The sequence below is a fragment of the Vibrio sp. RM-41-2B genome (assembly GCF_024744415.1).
Lineage (GTDB): Bacteria > Pseudomonadota > Gammaproteobacteria > Enterobacterales > Vibrionaceae > Vibrio > Vibrio diabolicus.
In genome coordinates this window covers 168,567-184,543 of sequence record NZ_JAMQWD010000032.1, presented here as the reverse complement: position 1 = coordinate 184,543, position 15,977 = coordinate 168,567, and the positions used below count along the sequence as shown (strand labels likewise).

At 44.9% G+C, this 15,977-nt stretch carries 12 protein-coding genes, 1 tRNA gene and 2 pseudogenes; 10 read left to right on the top strand and 5 right to left on the bottom strand.

The window, feature by feature from the left end; translation table 11 throughout:
• Window positions 1-29: 29 nt before the first annotated feature.
• The 4 genes from NB463_RS16985 to NB463_RS16970 all read left to right on the top strand — a co-directional run bounded on the left by NB463_RS16985 (window position 30) and on the right by NB463_RS16970 (window position 2,254).
• Window positions 30-106, top strand: a tRNA-Trp gene (locus tag NB463_RS16985).
• 335 nt (window positions 107-441) lie between these two features.
• Window positions 442-774, top strand: coding sequence for a DUF1904 domain-containing protein (locus tag NB463_RS16980; RefSeq protein WP_005391613.1), 333 nt, complete (start codon window positions 442-444; stop codon window positions 772-774).
• Window positions 775-786: 12 nt separating this feature from the next.
• Window positions 787-1,623 carry a penicillin-insensitive murein endopeptidase gene (gene mepA, locus NB463_RS16975; protein ID WP_258431384.1) on the top strand — a complete coding sequence of 279 codons (837 nt, stop codon included), beginning with the start codon at window positions 787-789 and terminating at the stop codon, window positions 1,621-1,623.
• Window positions 1,624-1,945: 322 nt separating this feature from the next.
• The gene (locus tag NB463_RS16970; RefSeq protein ID WP_005391608.1) at window positions 1,946-2,254 is read left to right on the top strand and encodes a hypothetical protein; all 309 of its coding nucleotides are present in this window, start codon (window positions 1,946-1,948) and stop codon (window positions 2,252-2,254) included.
• Between the two features lie 42 nt (window positions 2,255-2,296).
• Here NB463_RS16970 and NB463_RS16965 read toward each other — a convergent pair whose 3' ends face one another.
• The 3 genes from NB463_RS16965 to rdgC all read right to left on the bottom strand — a co-directional run bounded on the left by NB463_RS16965 (window position 2,297) and on the right by rdgC (window position 5,034).
• Window positions 2,297-2,551, bottom strand: a complete 255-nt coding sequence (locus NB463_RS16965) for a YfhL family 4Fe-4S dicluster ferredoxin (protein WP_031780214.1) — start codon at window positions 2,549-2,551, stop codon at window positions 2,297-2,299.
• A gap of 2 nt (window positions 2,552-2,553) precedes the next feature.
• Window positions 2,554-3,954 (bottom strand): prephenate-dependent tRNA uridine(34) hydroxylase TrhP, encoded by a 1,401-nt coding sequence (trhP, locus tag NB463_RS16960; protein WP_006741904.1) that lies wholly within the window; start codon window positions 3,952-3,954, stop codon window positions 2,554-2,556.
• Window positions 3,955-4,119: 165 nt separating this feature from the next.
• Entirely contained in the window at window positions 4,120-5,034 is a 915-nt protein-coding gene (rdgC, locus tag NB463_RS16955) for a recombination-associated protein RdgC (RefSeq protein ID WP_005391604.1), read from the bottom strand.
• Between the two features lie 224 nt (window positions 5,035-5,258).
• On the opposite strand from rdgC, the gene phoB reads away from it, so the two are divergent.
• From phoB to NB463_RS16940, 3 genes are read left to right on the top strand one after another with little or no spacing between them, the layout of a single operon-like run.
• Entirely contained in the window at window positions 5,259-5,948 is a 690-nt protein-coding gene (gene phoB, locus NB463_RS16950) for a phosphate regulon transcriptional regulator PhoB (protein ID WP_005381752.1), read from the top strand.
• Between the two features lie 40 nt (window positions 5,949-5,988).
• A complete protein-coding gene (gene phoR, locus NB463_RS16945; RefSeq protein ID WP_005383667.1) occupies window positions 5,989-7,287 on the top strand; it encodes a phosphate regulon sensor histidine kinase PhoR in 1,299 nt (432 codons plus the stop codon).
• Entirely contained in the window at window positions 7,287-8,246 is a 960-nt protein-coding gene (locus NB463_RS16940) for a PstS family phosphate ABC transporter substrate-binding protein (protein ID WP_170903123.1), read from the top strand. The genes phoR and NB463_RS16940 overlap by 1 nt, the downstream gene beginning before the upstream one ends.
• Before the next feature lie 34 nt (window positions 8,247-8,280).
• Here the strand turns inward: NB463_RS16940 and ppx are convergent, their stop codons facing one another.
• Together ppx and ppk1 are read right to left on the bottom strand one after the other, a co-directional pair.
• On the bottom strand, window positions 8,281-9,786 hold the full coding sequence (gene ppx, locus NB463_RS16935) for an exopolyphosphatase (protein ID WP_053808698.1): 1,506 nt from the start codon (window positions 9,784-9,786) through the stop codon (window positions 8,281-8,283).
• Window positions 9,770-11,860 (bottom strand): polyphosphate kinase 1, encoded by a 2,091-nt coding sequence (gene ppk1 / locus NB463_RS16930; protein WP_258431382.1) that lies wholly within the window; start codon window positions 11,858-11,860, stop codon window positions 9,770-9,772. Before ppk1 ends, ppx begins: the two co-directional genes overlap by 17 nt.
• A 207-nt stretch (window positions 11,861-12,067) precedes the next feature.
• Between ppk1 and NB463_RS16925 the strand changes: the two genes are divergently transcribed.
• The 3 genes and pseudogenes from NB463_RS16925 to pstA form a co-directional block, all read left to right on the top strand.
• Window positions 12,068-14,272 carry an ABC transporter permease subunit gene (locus tag NB463_RS16925; protein ID WP_258431380.1) on the top strand — a complete coding sequence of 735 codons (2,205 nt, stop codon included), beginning with the start codon at window positions 12,068-12,070 and terminating at the stop codon, window positions 14,270-14,272.
• Window positions 14,273-14,302: 30 nt separating this feature from the next.
• Window positions 14,303-14,534: pseudogene (locus tag NB463_RS23960) on the top strand (phosphate ABC transporter permease PstA); the annotation flags it as partial.
• 473 nt (window positions 14,535-15,007) lie between these two features.
• A pseudogene (pstA, locus tag NB463_RS16920) lies at window positions 15,008-15,976 on the top strand (phosphate ABC transporter permease PstA); the annotation flags it as partial.
• Between the last annotated feature and the right edge of the window lies 1 nt (window position 15,977).

The window sequence follows — 15,977 nt, the reverse complement described above, 5'->3', positions numbered from 1 at the left end:
TGAGAGTCGTCTCATTAAACACGAACTGCAGGGGTGTAGCTCCAATTGGCAGAGCAGCGGATTCCAAATCCGCGTGTTGGGAGTTCGAATCTCTCCACCCCTGCCATATATCAAGGCTCTGACTTAGGTCGGAGCCTTTTTCGTTTCTAACGAATAGTTGTCGATATCTGATACATATTGATCTTAAGAACATATTACATCGATGACTTAAGCCATTCTATTTCCTTTGCAATAGATTGCGTCACTAAGCTTCGGTGTATCATTTTACCCCTTCTTACCTCTCTTCATACTCCCATTGTTCTTCGTTAGTGAGCTAGTTGATTTACTACTTGATCTATATGACGTGTATAGGAAAGGTTAGTGGTTACATTGGCTTGGATGATAACTGACTTGGTTCCTGTTATTATCATGAGTTAATGCTAATAATTAGGAAGTAAGTTTATGCCACATTTTCGATTCCGTGCTGTAGAGCCGCAAGCTGTTCAGGCACTATCAAAGCCTCTGACGGATGAACTTCAGCCTCTGATGGACTGTCCGCGTGAGGATTTTACTTTTGAGTATATCTACACTACGTTTTTCAATGAGGGCGAGGTGAGTGCTGCATATCCTTTTGTCGAAGTGCTTTGGTTTGACCGTGGTCAGGAAGTACAAGATAAAGTTGCTAAGCTTATTACACAGCAAGTTCGTGGTATTGCTGGTGCAGATATTGATGTTGCAGTTATCTTTTCAGCTTTATCCCCTAAAGCTTATTACGATAATGGCGAACACTACTAAAGGCTAAAATCTATGAAGCTGAGTTTCATTGTATCTTTGGGTTTATGTTTCTCAGCTTCTGTATACTCTACTCCTTGGGAGTATGTTGCTAATCCTACCCAAAACTCTTCTTCCTCTATTGGTAGCTATGCTAACGGTTGTTTGGATGGTGCATTACCTTTGCCTCTTGATGGCGTTGGTTATCAAGTTTTACGTAGTAAAACGAAACGCTACTATGGGCACCCTAAAACGATAGAGTTTATTGAAAACCTAGCGCTTAAAGCTCATCAAAATCTCAACACAACGCTGCTTATAGGTGACCTGTCTTTACCAAGAGGAGGAAGGTTTTCTTCTGGCCATTCTAGTCACCAAACTGGGTTAGATATTGATATCTTGTTAAGACTCGCTGACCAACCGCTTTCTTATAACGAATTACAACTCCCCAAGCCAATGAGTGTGGTGGATTTAAAAGGTTATTCCATACTTAACCATCGCTGGGAAGATAGGCACTTTAGGCTGATTCGATATGCTGCACAGAGTGAGGATGTTGCACGAATTTTTGTACATCCTGTCATTAAGGAGCAGCTTTGCTCGCAAGAAGAAGGCAAAGAACGTTCTTGGTTACGTAAAGTTCGCCCTTGGTGGGGGCATCATTACCACTTCCACGTCAGGTTATCTTGTCCTGAGTCGAGTGGCTATTGTGTTGAACAAGCTCTGCCTCCCGCTGGTGATGGTTGTGGGGTAGAGCTTGCTAGTTGGGGACCGAAAGTTAAGCCTATCGATAAGCCTCCGTCTGCGAAAGTTATTGCTAAGCCCAAGCGAAAAAAAGCGATTCCACCGCAATGCCAATCACTTATCTCTACTAACTAGAGTGACTCTACAGGTTTATATTCCCTTACGTATCTCTTTTATGAAACTGGAGAAACATCATACTTTTGTCTACAGTGAATAATACCAATACAAAAACTAACCTAATTAGTTTTGGTGACATAATATAGAAATCTAAATTAAACAAAGAGTTGTAGTATAGATAAGTCGTAACTTCTCTGTTTAGAAAGATCTTTCGTCACGATACTTTGGTTTCTTAGCAATATGTCTGTCAGTTGGCTAGCGAAGCAATAACAAGGCAGACAAGTGTGTGAGGCGGGAATGGATACTTCTCCTGCTAGAAGAGTAAATCAAGGATAAAACCATGACTATGATTTGTGCAAAAGAATTTGCAGAGTGGTTAAGACACAGATTTAGCAGTGAAACGAAAGGGGTCTTATTGACTCGGGTTGATGTAAACCACCTGACAGGACGTCAGCGTCTTGATCCCGGATTTGTTAATGATGTGCATTACGAGCTGATGCAATATGGAATGGCTTTCGTTACGGACACGAGCCGAGAAAACTTTTATCTTGTGCCGGTTTCCCAAGCTGAAAATTGGCGAGATCGGTTAGAGTCTCATTTTGAAAAAGAGTTGTTTTGTAATATCTATCCTATTGAAAAGTCGGGTTAAAAAAAGGTTCAACTTTGTCTCCAAAGTTGAACCTACTTGTTCTTATGCTAACCCTTGAATAATCACGAATTTCTCCAGTAACTGCTCTTCTGTTTCTACATGATCCGGGTCTGTGATAATGCATTTTGTAATCGGGCACACTGACTGACAGGTCGGCTTTTCGTAATGTCCCTTACACTCTGTACATAGAGCTGGGTCAATTTCGAAAATGCTTTCTCCCATGCTGATTGCCCCATTGGGGCATTCGGGATCACACATGTCGCAGTTAATGCATTTGTCAGTAATGAGCAAAGCCATGATTACTTACCAGTCGGGTTACGGGTGTCCTGCCCTGAGTTTAAGTTACGCATCAATAGACCGTATTCTAAATCTAGATCTGCTGGTACTGGAATGAAGACGAAGTGACCATTCCCTTTGGCATCCTCGATAGACTCTGACTTACGGTTTTCCATTGCTTCTAGCGTGAAAACAACATTACCTTTTGGCGTCATTAGCTCAAGACTATCACCGACAAGGAATTTGTTTTTCACTTCTACTTCAGCCATATCGCCACGACGTTTACCAGTGAACTCACCGACAAACTGTTGAGCATCAGAAACTGAGTAGCCGTAATCGTAATTCTGGTAGGTGTCGTGAGTATGACGACGTAGGAAGCCTTCGGTATAGCCACGGTGAGCTAGGCTCTCTAGTGTGCCCATTAGGCTTTCATCAAATGGTCGGCCTGCTACAGCATCATCAATCGCTTTACGGTAAACCTGTGCAGTACGAGCACAGTAATAGAATGATTTAGTACGACCTTCGATTTTCAGCGAGTGCACACCCATCTTGGTTAGGCGCTCAACATGCTGTACCGCACGTAGGTCTTTAGAGTTCATGATGTAAGTACCATGTTCATCTTCGTACGCTGCCATTTTTTCTTCTGGACGGTGCGCTTCAGAAAGTAGAACGACTTCATCCGTTGGTTTACCACGACCAATTGTGGTTTCAGGGCGTTCGTCTTGTACTTCGACAGGCTGTGCTTCAGATGGGTCAAACTTCTCTACAATATCACCAGCGTCGTTTTCTTTGCCTTCTTCCACTTTGTATTCCCAACGGCACGCGTTGGTGCAAGTGCCTTGGTTAGGATCACGTTTGTTTATGTAACCAGAAAGTAGGCAACGACCAGAATAGGCCATGCATAATGCACCGTGAACGAATACTTCAAGTTCAGTTTCAGGACAATGCTCACGAATTTCTTCTATTTCTTCTAGAGATAGCTCGCGAGAAACGATCACTCGTTCCACGCCATTCGCTGCCCAGAACTTAACAGTCGCCCAGTTTACAGCGTTTGCTTGTACAGAAAGGTGAATTGGCATTTCTGGGAAAGCTTCACGAACCATCATGATTAGGCCTGGATCTGACATGATCAATGCGTCAGGACCCATTTCTACGATTGGTTTAAGATCACGGATGAAGGTTTTTAGCTTCGAGTTGTGTGGTTGAATGTTACATACCACATAAAGCTTTTTGCCTAGAGCATGTGCTTCATCGATACCGATTTTTAGGTTTTCGTGGTTAAACTCATTGTTACGTACGCGGAGGCTGTAGCGAGGTTGGCCAGCGTAAACTGCATCTGCGCCGTAGGCGAATGCGTAACGCATGTTTTTCAGGCTTCCCGCAGGAGACAGTAGCTCAGGTACGAATGCTTTCTCAGTTGTCATTGCTCAATTCTCTTTTATCTGATCACAAGTCAGGCCAATTCCACCTAATGGAAATGGGGCGCAAATTTTACGTCAAAATGTGAACTGTGACTAGGGTAATTGTGCTTCAGATAGAAAAACGCCCTCAAAAAAAGTGAGGGCGTTATGGTTAACCTTTATACAATATTAAGCGTTGGGATTTGGTAAGCCGCCTAGCGCATCGTATAGGTTGGGTAGGAAAGCACTGAACTCCCCACACATCAGAGAGAAGTCTGCATCAAATCGAGCTGCTTGATCTTCACGTGGAATATCGTCATTTTGATCTTTCAATTCATCAGAGAATTTTAGACGCTTAATACCCGCATCTTCTGTCATGATGAATTCAATACGATCTTGCCAATTAAGTGCAAGCTTCGTTACGACTTTATCTGCTGCGATGTGGTTGCGGATTTCATCTGTGGTCAGTTCTTGCTTCTTACAACGAATCACGCCACCTTCTTCAAGCACGGATTTTAGCTCAGCTTCGTCCATCATGGTGATACCTTGAGGCGTGTCGCCCGTTTTCACCCACTCGGTTAGCGTTGTTTCAATCGCTACTTCTGGAATGGCAGGAACAACAGGTAAACTACCCATGGTTTTACGAAGTAGTGCTAATACGTCTTCCGCTTTTTTGTAGCTGCTTGCGTCAACAAGGATGAACCCTTCTTTTGGCATGATGAGCACGTGAGTGTGGCTGCTGCGGCTAAATGCGCGAGGCAGTAAATCCATTACGATGTCATCTTTCAGGTTGTCTTTCTCTTTCTTCTTCAGAGGACGACCTTCTTGCGCTTCCATTGCTTCTACTTTTGCATTCAATGATTCTTTGATCACTGAGGCAGGTAGCATTTTCTCTTCTTTCTTGGCGCAAATCAGAATGCGGTTTTCTGACACGTGAGTCATCATGTCGCCATGTCTACCCATTGCACTGACCCAGCCAAATTTCTGTTTATCTTGACTGCCACATGGGGTGAATCGGAATTCAGACAGTTGAGTTTCTAGTTGTTCGGCGTTGAAAGTAACCTCGCGGTTAACGCGGTATACCAGACAGTTTTTAAACCACATAAATCTTCTCTAGGCTTGATGACAAGGGACTAATCATAGGGAATTTTTGTGCTGATGTCTTAATAGAAATGAAAAATATCCGAATGAACCTCAAAAGAAAGTTATATGAAAATTTGTTTTCAAAGGTCACAAAAGTGTCATAATTGGTAGTGATAATGCTTATGCATAGAGGGGCGCTTTGTCTCTTAAATTCATTAGCTCAACGAACATAAGGTTACTCAATTATGTCTAGAAGGATTCTGGTTGTTGAAGACGAAGCTCCTATTCGCGAAATGCTGTGCTTCGTACTTGAGCAGAAAGGTTACCAAGCGGTGGAAGCGGAAGATTACGATACTGCAGTAACCAAACTGGCTGAACCCTTCCCTGATTTAGTTTTACTGGATTGGATGTTACCAGGCGGCAGCGGCATTAACTTCATCAAACACATGAAGCGAGAGGAGTTAACGCGCAACATTCCAGTTGTGATGCTTACCGCTCGTGGTGAAGAAGAAGATAAAGTGCGCGGTTTAGAAGTCGGTGCGGATGACTACATTACTAAGCCATTCTCTCCTAAAGAGTTGGTTGCCCGCTTAAAAGCGGTGATTCGTCGCGTAACCCCGACCGCACTGGAAGACGTAATTGATGTGCAGGGATTGAAGCTTGATCCTGTATCACACCGTGTCACGGCTAATGATGCACCATTAGATATGGGCCCAACAGAGTTTAAAATGCTGCATTTTTTCATGACGCATCAAGAGCGTGTGTACAGCCGTGAGCAGCTATTAAACAATGTTTGGGGTACTAACGTGTATGTCGAAGATCGTACGGTCGATGTTCATATTCGCCGCCTGCGTAAAGCATTGGAAGCCGCAGGTCATGATAAGCTGATCCAAACTGTTCGTGGTGCTGGATACCGCTTCTCGACAAAGGCATAAATTAACACGCAGCTTATCGGTACCATTTCTGGAGTTATGAGTGGTTGAAAGATTAACGTGGAAAAAGCTGGCCTGGGAGCTGGCTTTTTTTTACACCCCATGGGTGATAGTAGGTTGGATATTCGGTTATATGCCGTGGTTGCTTTTGGCAGCTACGGCATTGCAGCTTGTGTGGCATTTGCATAACCAAGTACGTTTATCTTCTTGGTTATGGGATGAAAAGCGCCTTACGCCACCGTCTGGTAGCGGTAACTGGGAATCTTTGTTCAATGGCTTGTATCGCTTACAGCAGCGCCAACGCCGTAAACGCAAAGAGCTTACTAATCTTATCCGCCGATTCAGAAATGGTGCGGAATCTTTACCCGATGCCGTCGTGGTGTTCCGTGCTGAAGGCAATATCGTTTGGTGTAACAAACTGGCTCAACACTTATTGGGTTTCCATTGGCCGGAAGACTCTGGTCAACCTATCTCCAACCTCATTCGTACGCCTGACTTTATCAAGTACCTCAACAAGAAAGACTTCTCTGAGCCATTGGAAATGCGCTCACCACTCAATGTCGAACGCATGCTAGAACTACGTATCGTACCGTATACCGAAGGTGAACATTTGATGGTGGTGCGTGATGTTAGCCAGTTAAAACAACTTGAGGGAATGCGCCGTAATTTCTTTGCTAACGTTTCTCATGAACTGCGTACACCAATGACGGTCCTGCAAGGTTATTTGGAGATGACAGAAGACCCTGACATGGTTGTGGGCCCAATGTGGAGCAAAGCGCATGGTGTTATGACGGAGCAGCTCAACCGCATGAACAGTTTGGTGAACCAACTACTGACGCTATCTAAAATTGAAGCGGCACCTATGCATGAGCTTGAAGAAGTCGTGAATGTACCTGCGATGCTCGAAGTACTAGAAAAAGAGGCGGTTAGCCTTAGCGGGGACAACCAACATAAATTGAAATTTGATGTTGATGCTAGCCTACGCGTACTGGGCGATGATGACCAGTTACGTAGTGCTATCTCTAACCTCGTTTATAATGCTGTCAAATACACACCGCCTGGCGCGAACATTAATGTTCGTTGGTTCCAGACATCTCAAGGCGCATGCTTAGAGGTAGAGGATAGTGGTGATGGTATAGAGCCTCAGCACCTCCATCGACTTACTGAGCGTTTTTATCGCGTCGATAAAGCAAGATCACGCGATACCGGAGGGAGTGGGTTAGGGTTGGCTATTGTAAAACATGCGCTGAGCCACCATGATTCTCATTTGGAAATTCACAGTGAAGTGGGCGTGGGCAGTAAGTTTTCTTTTGTATTGCCTGAACGTTTGGTGGTGAAATAATGGCATTAAGAGTCGCAAAAGTGTTCAGTCTACTGGCTCTCGCTTGTTCCGGTATGGCTGTCGCTCAAGATAAACCATTGCCGAATTATCATAAAACGACTGGGATTGTCGGGAACTTGCTCTCTGTTGGGTCCGATACACTTGCAGGCATGACAACACTTTGGGTGGAAGAGTTTAAATCCATTTACCCCAATATTAATGCGCAAGTCCAAGCGTCTGGCTCTTCCACTGCCCCCCCAGCATTGACCGAACAAACGGCTCAGTTTGGTCCCATGAGCCGCCCTATGCGTTTAAGAGAGGTTGAAGCGTTTGAACGTGAACATGGCTACAAGCCAACGGCACTTAGGGTTGCGATCGATGCTATTGGTATTTTTGTCCATCAAGACAATCCAATTCAAGGGCTCAACTTTAGTCAGTTAGATGCTTTGTTTTCTGCCACGCTACGCTGTGGGGAAAGTCAATTTATCACGAACTGGCAGCAACTCGGTCTTGAATCACAGTGGGCAAAGCGCAACGTACAGTTGTTTGGTCGTAACTCCGTTTCTGGAACTTATGGTTACTTCAAAAGCAATGCCTTATGTGGCGGCGATTTTAAAACACGAGTTAACGAGCAGCCAGGCTCAGCGTCAGTTGTGCAAGCTGTTGCGTCAACCATCAGTGGAGTTGGCTATTCCGGTGTTGGTTATCGAGTAGCAGGCGTACGCTTAGTTCCGGTGGCAAAAACGGGGAATGACTATGTAACGCCAACGCGAGAACATATTGTTAGTGGTAAGTACCCACTATCACGTTACTTATATGTTTATGTGAATAAGCACCCGGATTACCCATTAACACCAATAGAAGCCGAGTTTATTCGCTTTATTTTCTCCGCTCAGGGGCAAGCGTTGGTTGAGAAAGATGGCTATGTACCCATTACAGCAGATTTTGCAGAAGAAGAATTAAAAAAAGTCGGCCTATAAGCCGACTTTTTGTTTAGGCGTGAACAGTGCGAGATCAGAAAGTGAGTGTCCACTTCGCGCTGCTCCATCGTTCTTGTTCTTCCTGTAAATCAGCATGAAGCAATTTGTTGTTTTCTAGCCATGCTTTATCTGTGCACGTAAGAATCCATTCATCATTTTTGATGGATAAAGTGATGTCAGGCAATGGATCTTCGTTACGCTGTCCATTTAATACGATAGAAAGTCGTAATATTTTGATGAGGCTTATCACGTCACTTTGTTTGTAGAGGTTGAAATCTGGCAGTTCTTGCAGTTTAAGTGCTTTGCGTTGGAAGCGGGCTAATGTTGCGAGCACTAATTGCTGTTCACGGTTGAAGCCTTGTAGAGTGGAATGCAACAGAATATAGAAAGAGTGGCGATGGAAGCTACGTAAGTTGATACTTAATCCGACTTCATGAAGCAATGCTGCCCATTCTAGTAAGTCAAATAACTCACTCTTTTTCTTAATGCCTAGTTCAGAGCGCACCTGACATAACATCTCACGTGCATGGCCTTTAACACGAGCAGCATGCTCTAAGTCAACCCGGTGTTTGTTGGCTAAATTTTCAGTTGTGCGCATACGTATATCGGAGCGCGCAAAACGCTCTTCCATTTCGTACAACAGGCCTTCGCGCAGAGCACCATCGGAGAAAAACATCTGCTCAATGCGAAGTGCTTTGAAAATTGCGGACAAAATCGCCACGCCTGCCGCGAATACGGGCTTACGTTCTTCTGTTAAACCTGTCAGTTCAATCTCTTCAATTGAATCAAAATTACACAGAGTTTCAATAAGCGTGTCCAGTCTCTTCGCGGTGATCAGGCCATCTTCAAAATCCAACCCTACAAGTACTTCTTGAATCGCTTTGATAGTTCCTGACGAGCCGAGCGCGATATCCCAGCCTTTTTTACGGTATGCTGAAGCGATGGACTCGAGTTTTTGCTCGGCGGCTAACATCGCTTTATTAAAGTTTTTCCCAGACAGTTTGCCGTTTTTAAAATATTGCTCTGTAGAGCTGACGCAGCCCATCTGTTTACTGTTGAGAAGCTCAGGTTCAAACTCTTGTCCAATGATCATTTCGGTACTGCCGCCGCCAATATCAACGACCAACTTGGAGTTTGACTCTACTTGAGTGTGCGCGACACCTAAGTAAATCAAGCGGGCTTCTTCTTCCCCTGGGATGATTTCTATTGGGAAGGGCATCACTTCTTTCGCACGCTCAATGAATAGATGAGCATTTTTAGCGCGTCTTAGTGTGTGTGTCGCGGCGATACGCACATTCGACTCATCAAGCCCTTGCAGCCTCTCAGCGAACATGGCTAAGCACTCTAGCGCACGTTCCATCGCGGAATGACTTAAGTTCAATTCACTGTCAAGTCCTGATGCTAAGCGAACACGCTGTTTATGACGGCTAACCAGTTGTAAGTCACTGCCTACAACTTTGGCCACCACCATGTGGAAACTGTTTGAGCCGAGGTCTATCGCGGCAATGTAGCGAGTATCTTGTTCAAGTATTTGAGGCATCTGAATTTTGTTTTCTAGTTTGCTTTTCTATATTTTTAAGATAGTCATAGATAGCGATTTGAGAACGAACTTTTTTGCGATTACCTCGTGGTACGTAAGCGTTGCTCATTTCCTTATCTATAAAACGAGCCTTTACTGTATCGGTAAAATGGATATTCGTTATATCAATAATTCTCTGTTTCAAACGTGGATCACGGACTGGCGCCGCCACCTCAATGCGGTGATCGATATTTCTTGTCATCCAGTCAGCAGAAGAGATATAGACTTGCGGATCGCCATCGTTATGGGGAATCACCACGCGTGGGTGTTCCAAAAAGCGGTCAACAATACTGATGATGCGAATATTGTCGCTGATCCCCTCAATGCCCGGTACTAATGAGCACATGCCGCGAATGATCATATTTATTTTCACTCCCGCCGTACTTGCTCCATATAGCTTATTGACGATGCCCTTATCGACTAGGTTATTGACCTTGATCGTAAGAGCGGCTTTCTTTCCTAGCTTGGCATTCGCAATTTCATTATCAATTAAGCGGTAGATTTGGGTTCGAGAATTACGTGGAGATACCATGAGGTGGTTGAACTTCACTGGGCGGTATGGATTCTCAATATAACCGAAGACATTACGAACTTCGTTAGTGATTTCTTGATCTGCCGTAAGCAGGGAGAAGTCGGTATAAATTCGTGCCGTCTTCTCATGGAAGTTGCCTGTGCCGATGTGTGCGTAGCGAATAATTTCTTCACCTTCGCGGCGGCTAATCATCAGTAGCTTTGAGTGAATCTTAAGACCAGGCGCACCAAAGATGACGTGCACACCAGCTTCGGTCAACACTTTTGACCATTCGATATTCGCTTCTTCATCAAAGCGAGCCTGCAGCTCCACGACCACGGTGACGTTTTTGCCGTTGTGCACGGCATCAATTAACGAGTTCATCAAGCGAGAATCTTTCGCGACACGGTAAATGTTAATCTTGATACTAAGTACTTTCGGATCGAAGGAGGCTTGGCGCACCAACTCACTAATGTGGTCAAAAGTGTGGTAAGGGTAATAGAGTAGAATATCTTTCGCTTTAATCGCATCAAAGCTGTTAGCGTAACCTTCGAAATCGGCGCATTTCATTGGCGGAAGCGGTTTATTTTCAAGGTACTCTCGCCCAACATTTGGAAACGCAATGAAGTCTTTAAAATTGTGATAGCGGCCGCCGGGGATAAGGTTATCGTAATTAGAGATATTGAGCTTGTTACAAAGAAACTCTAGCATTTGGGGCGGCATATCACGTTCGTAGACGAAGCGAACGGGCTTTGCTGTCAGTCGCTGATTGACACCTTCCGACATTTGTTCGAGCAAGCTGTATTCGATTTCGTTGCGTAAATCGTATTCGGCGTCACGCGTCATTTTCATCGCATAGCCGCTAAGCTCATCATAATCAAAAAAGCCTTTGAACAGCTCATCCAAACAGTGGCGGATGATATTATCAAGTAAGATGATGGTTTTTCGACGCTTTCCTTTCTGTTCTGGTACCATCACAAAGCGGGGAAGGTGATCGGTCGGAATTTCGATCAGAGCGTACTGGTAATGCTCTTCTTTACGTAGCTCTACAGCGATGTAAGCGTACTCGTCTTTGAGAAATTGCAGAACATCGATCTCGTCTTTCATTAGGAGGGGAGTGATATGCGGCATGACCTCTCTACGGAAGTATTTCGCGATCCACTTTTGCTGCGATTCATCCAGTTGTTGCTCGTTGACCAAGAAAATGCGACGTCGCGCCATTTCTCGAATCAATTCGCTGTAAAGCTCATCAAATTGTTCGTTAAGCTTGAGTGCTTTCGATTGCATTTTGGTTAACAGTCGTTTAGGGCTATCGCTGCCACCGCGCTCTTGGCTGATTAGGATTCTGCGCTTCACGTCCGCAAAGCGTACTTTGTAAAATTCATCTAAATTGTTGGAAAAGATCCCAAGAAAGCGAATACGTTCGATCAAAGGGACGGTTTTATCGGCAGCTTCTTGTAATACTCGTTCGTTGAAAGACAACCAACTCAGTTCTTTTTCTATATATAGTTTTTCTGCGCTCATAACCTTACCTAGCCAAAAGTGAAGTAATACGTACTCATCTTGGAAAAATGGATGAGTGAGAACATTATGAGATTTTCATTACAGATTTATTTCATACCACGCATTGCATAAGAGTTGTATTCTTTTCAGGTGGTTAATGTGATCTGTAATATAATTGTCATCTTAACGACATATTCTAGTACTAAGTCAAAAAAGGTAGAGATTTAAATGGCACAAGCCGAGTTTTCATTGCAGGAAAAAGATAAGAAACGACTGATAAAAGATCGTTTAGTTCGACTTGCAGTGACATCCGGTGGTGTCGGCGTACTCGCGGCGCTTATTTTGATCTTTGTCTACCTCGCCATGGTGATCATTCCGCTTTTTTCTGATGCGGAGATCAAAACCAGCCAAGCCATTCGAGCCACTCATATTGAAACACCACTGGCGATTTCGGTGGATGATTACGCTCAGCTCGCGTTCGTTCTAACCCAAAGTGGTGAGATTCAATATTTGTCGATGGACGATCCTACGAAGCCTGCGGTGTATAAACAGCAAATCGTCCAGGAACCCATCGCTTTCTCTCAATCTGCTCCTGGACTAGGTTGGTATGGGTTTGTTGATGGGCAGGGTAAAGCGCACCTTTTCAAGCCTGAATTTAATGCCACGTTGAGAGAAAATACACGTCCTCCGGAAGTGATTGAGCTAGACACCAGCATGGATCTGACGCTGAGTACACCTCAAGATCCTGTGACTCAGTTTGTGTTTGCAGCTTCAACGCCGTTACCAACAATTGTTTGGCAGACACAAAGCGGTGAAGTGAAGGCTCGCTGGCAAGCGGCTTCGTCTTTGGGTACGCCTCTGACAACGATCGATTTTACGTTCTCTTCAGGCTTTGATGCACCTCAGCAAATGTTATTGACACCTGATGGTGAAACGCTTTATTTGCGCGATGGCTCTGAGTTGATCGTGTTAAAGAAAACCGCACGTAAATTTGCTGTGCGAGAGGTGGTCGACCTCACTCAAGGTGATAAGAAGCACTCCGTTCGCACAATAGACCTACTGGCTGGTGCTTACTCGCTTTTGGTGACGCACAACGATGGTCGGGTGTCGCAATGGTTTGATACGCTGCAAGAAGAGAGACGCACGTTAACGCATATTCGTGATTTTAAATTGGCATCAGAGCTTAAGTATTTGTTGCCGGATTCTCATCGCAAAGGATTTTATAGCTTTTACACCAACGGCACGTTGCAAAGCCATTATACAACCAGTGAAAAACTGGTGTTGTTTAAGCGTGCGTACAATCAAGCGCCCGCAATCGCAGCAATGTCTAACAATGAACGCTACTTAATCACTTGGCAAAATAATGAGTTAAATGTTGCGGAAGTGGACAATGCCTATCCGGAAATTTCATTGTCCTCATTATGGCAAGAAGTGTGGTACGAAGGGTATCCTGAGCCTGAATATGTGTGGCAATCGACTTCGGCGAGCGATAACTTTGAGGCTAAGTTCAGCCTAGTACCTATTGCGTTTGGGACGATAAAAGCGGCGATGTTTGCGATGCTGTTTTCAGTACCGCTCGCAGTGCTAGGTGCTATTTATACGGCGTACTTTATGTCGCCACGCATGCGTCGTGTCGTAAAACCGTCGATTGAGCTAATGGAAGCACTGCCGACGGTGATCATTGGTTTCCTCGCGGGGCTGTGGTTCGCGCCTATTGTCGAAGATCACCTGATTACGATCGTCGTCATGCTGTTTGTTTTGCCCTTGAGTACCATGATTATGGGCGGACTATGGGCATTAATACCGCAACCTGTGCGGAATCGTCTGCCTAATGGTTGGCATGCTTTAGTGCTCATGCCTGTCATATTGGTACTGATTGGGCTTGGCGTGTGGATTTCGCCTACGATTGAGCAGACGTTCTTTGGTGGCGATATGCGCTTATTCTTAACCGAGCATGGTATTGGTTACGATCAACGCAATGCATTGGTGGTGGGGTTAGCGATGGGGTTTGCTGTTATCCCGACGATCTTTACCATTGCCGAAGATGCCATTTTCTCTGTACCGAAGCATTTATCGGATGGCTCTTTGGCATTAGGGGCCACGCCTTGGCAAACTTTAATCTATGTTGTCTTGCTTACTGCAAGCCCAGGTATTTTTTCTGCCATTATGATGGGCCTGGGACGCGCTGTTGGCGAAACCATGATTGTGTTAATGGCAACGGGCAATACGCCATTAATGGATTGGAATATTTTGGAAGGATTGCGCAGCCTGTCGGCGACCATCGCCGTTGAGTTGCCAGAGTCGGAAGTTGGAAGTTCGCATTATCGCCTGCTGTTCCTAGCTGCATTGATTTTGTTTGTGTTTACGTTTGCAGTAAACGCGCTTGCGGAGTGGGTTCGTCAGAGACTGAGAGATAAGTACCGTGCGTTGTAATAATGGTTTGAATAAAGAGCGAGTAATAACGTGTTAAATTGGATTCGTTCTGGCGCACCGTGGATATGGCTAACAGGCGGTGCAGTCAGCATCAGTTTGTTGTCGGTATTAGGGTTGTTACTCCTTATCGGCTGGAAAGGCCTGACTTACTTTTGGCCAGCGCCCTTGTATCAGTGGAATGTTGCAGCATTGACGCCTGTACAAGGCGAAGTGCTACATGAAAATACTATTCTGATTGGCCAAGTGTATGAGCGCAGCTTTGTACCGAAGAGCTATCTGCCTGAAAGCGCAGCACAGCAGTTAGAAGACGATGAAGACTTTGCCACGCGACTCAGTATCAAAATCGCTAACCGAGAGTTGTATCCCGCCGATTTTATCTCCGTATTGCAAATGCAGTTGGATGAGCCCACGACGCCAAAAGAGTGGGCGGTGATAGAGCGCAGTAGCGGTGGTTATTTCTTTGGTAAGCTGGTGGCGTTTCAAGATGGCGATAATATATACACCAGTGATATTCAATCGGTACTAAATAAAAAGCTTGATGATGCAGAAACTCTGCGCCATGAGATTGATTCTTTGGTGGTCGATCAGCTTAAAGAGCTTGGTTGGAAGCTAGAGCAGTTGCGATTAGATAAGCGCAAGCATGAGTTGAATGACACGCTGACAGAAAGCTTTTTAAACGAAAACCAGACGAAAAAAGAGCAGATAGAAAAAGCGCTTGCGACGTTAGATTTGCAACTTGATGGTTTACGACTTCAGCTCTCTGACTATGCCTTGATTGTCGAGGATATGACGGGGTCACAAGTATCGATTCCGCTCGAAGACATTTTGGACTACTGGTACCCAAACCAAATGTCACTGCCTGATAAAGTCATGCACTGGGGGAAGCAGGTTTGGAAGTTTTTATCTGAAGATCCAAGAGAGTCTAACTCCGAGGGAGGCGTGTTCCCTGCGATATTTGGTACGGTTTTCTTAGTACTTATCATGTCGATCATTGTGATGCCACTTGGGGTGATCGCCGCTATCTATCTGCATGAATACGCTAAGAATAACGCTCTAACCAGGGTTATTCGTATTGCGGTTATAAACCTAGCGGGTGTTCCATCGATTGTTTATGGCGTATTTGGTTTAGGCTTCTTTGTTTATACGATTGGTGCCTCTATCGACAACGTATTCTATGCGGAGAAGCTACCGGCACCAACCTTTGGTACGCCGGGTTTGTTGTGGTCTGCACTAACTCTTGCCGTGCTGACGCTTCCGGTTGTGATTGTGACGACAGAAGAAGGTTTAACTCGTATTCCGAGTTCAGTACGACATGGTTCTCTGGCGCTTGGTGCAACTCAGTTTGAAACACTATGGCGTGTGGTTTTGCCTATGGCGACGCCAGCTATTATCACAGGGTTGATCCTTGCGATTGCGCGTGCAGCTGGCGAAGTAGCGCCACTGATGCTGGTGGGGGTCGTGAAATTGGCTTCCAGTTTACCGGTTGACGGGCAATTCCCTTATGTGCATTTGGATAGAAAGTTCATGCATTTAGGTTTTCACATTTACGATGTTGGCTTTCAAACCTCCAACATCGAAGCTGCGCGACCATTAGTTTATGCCACCTCTTTCTTACTCGTGACAGTGATTGTCGGGCTAAACTTAACAGCAATCAGTATTCGCAATAATTTACGAGAAAAATACAGAACGTTAGGACAAGATTAAG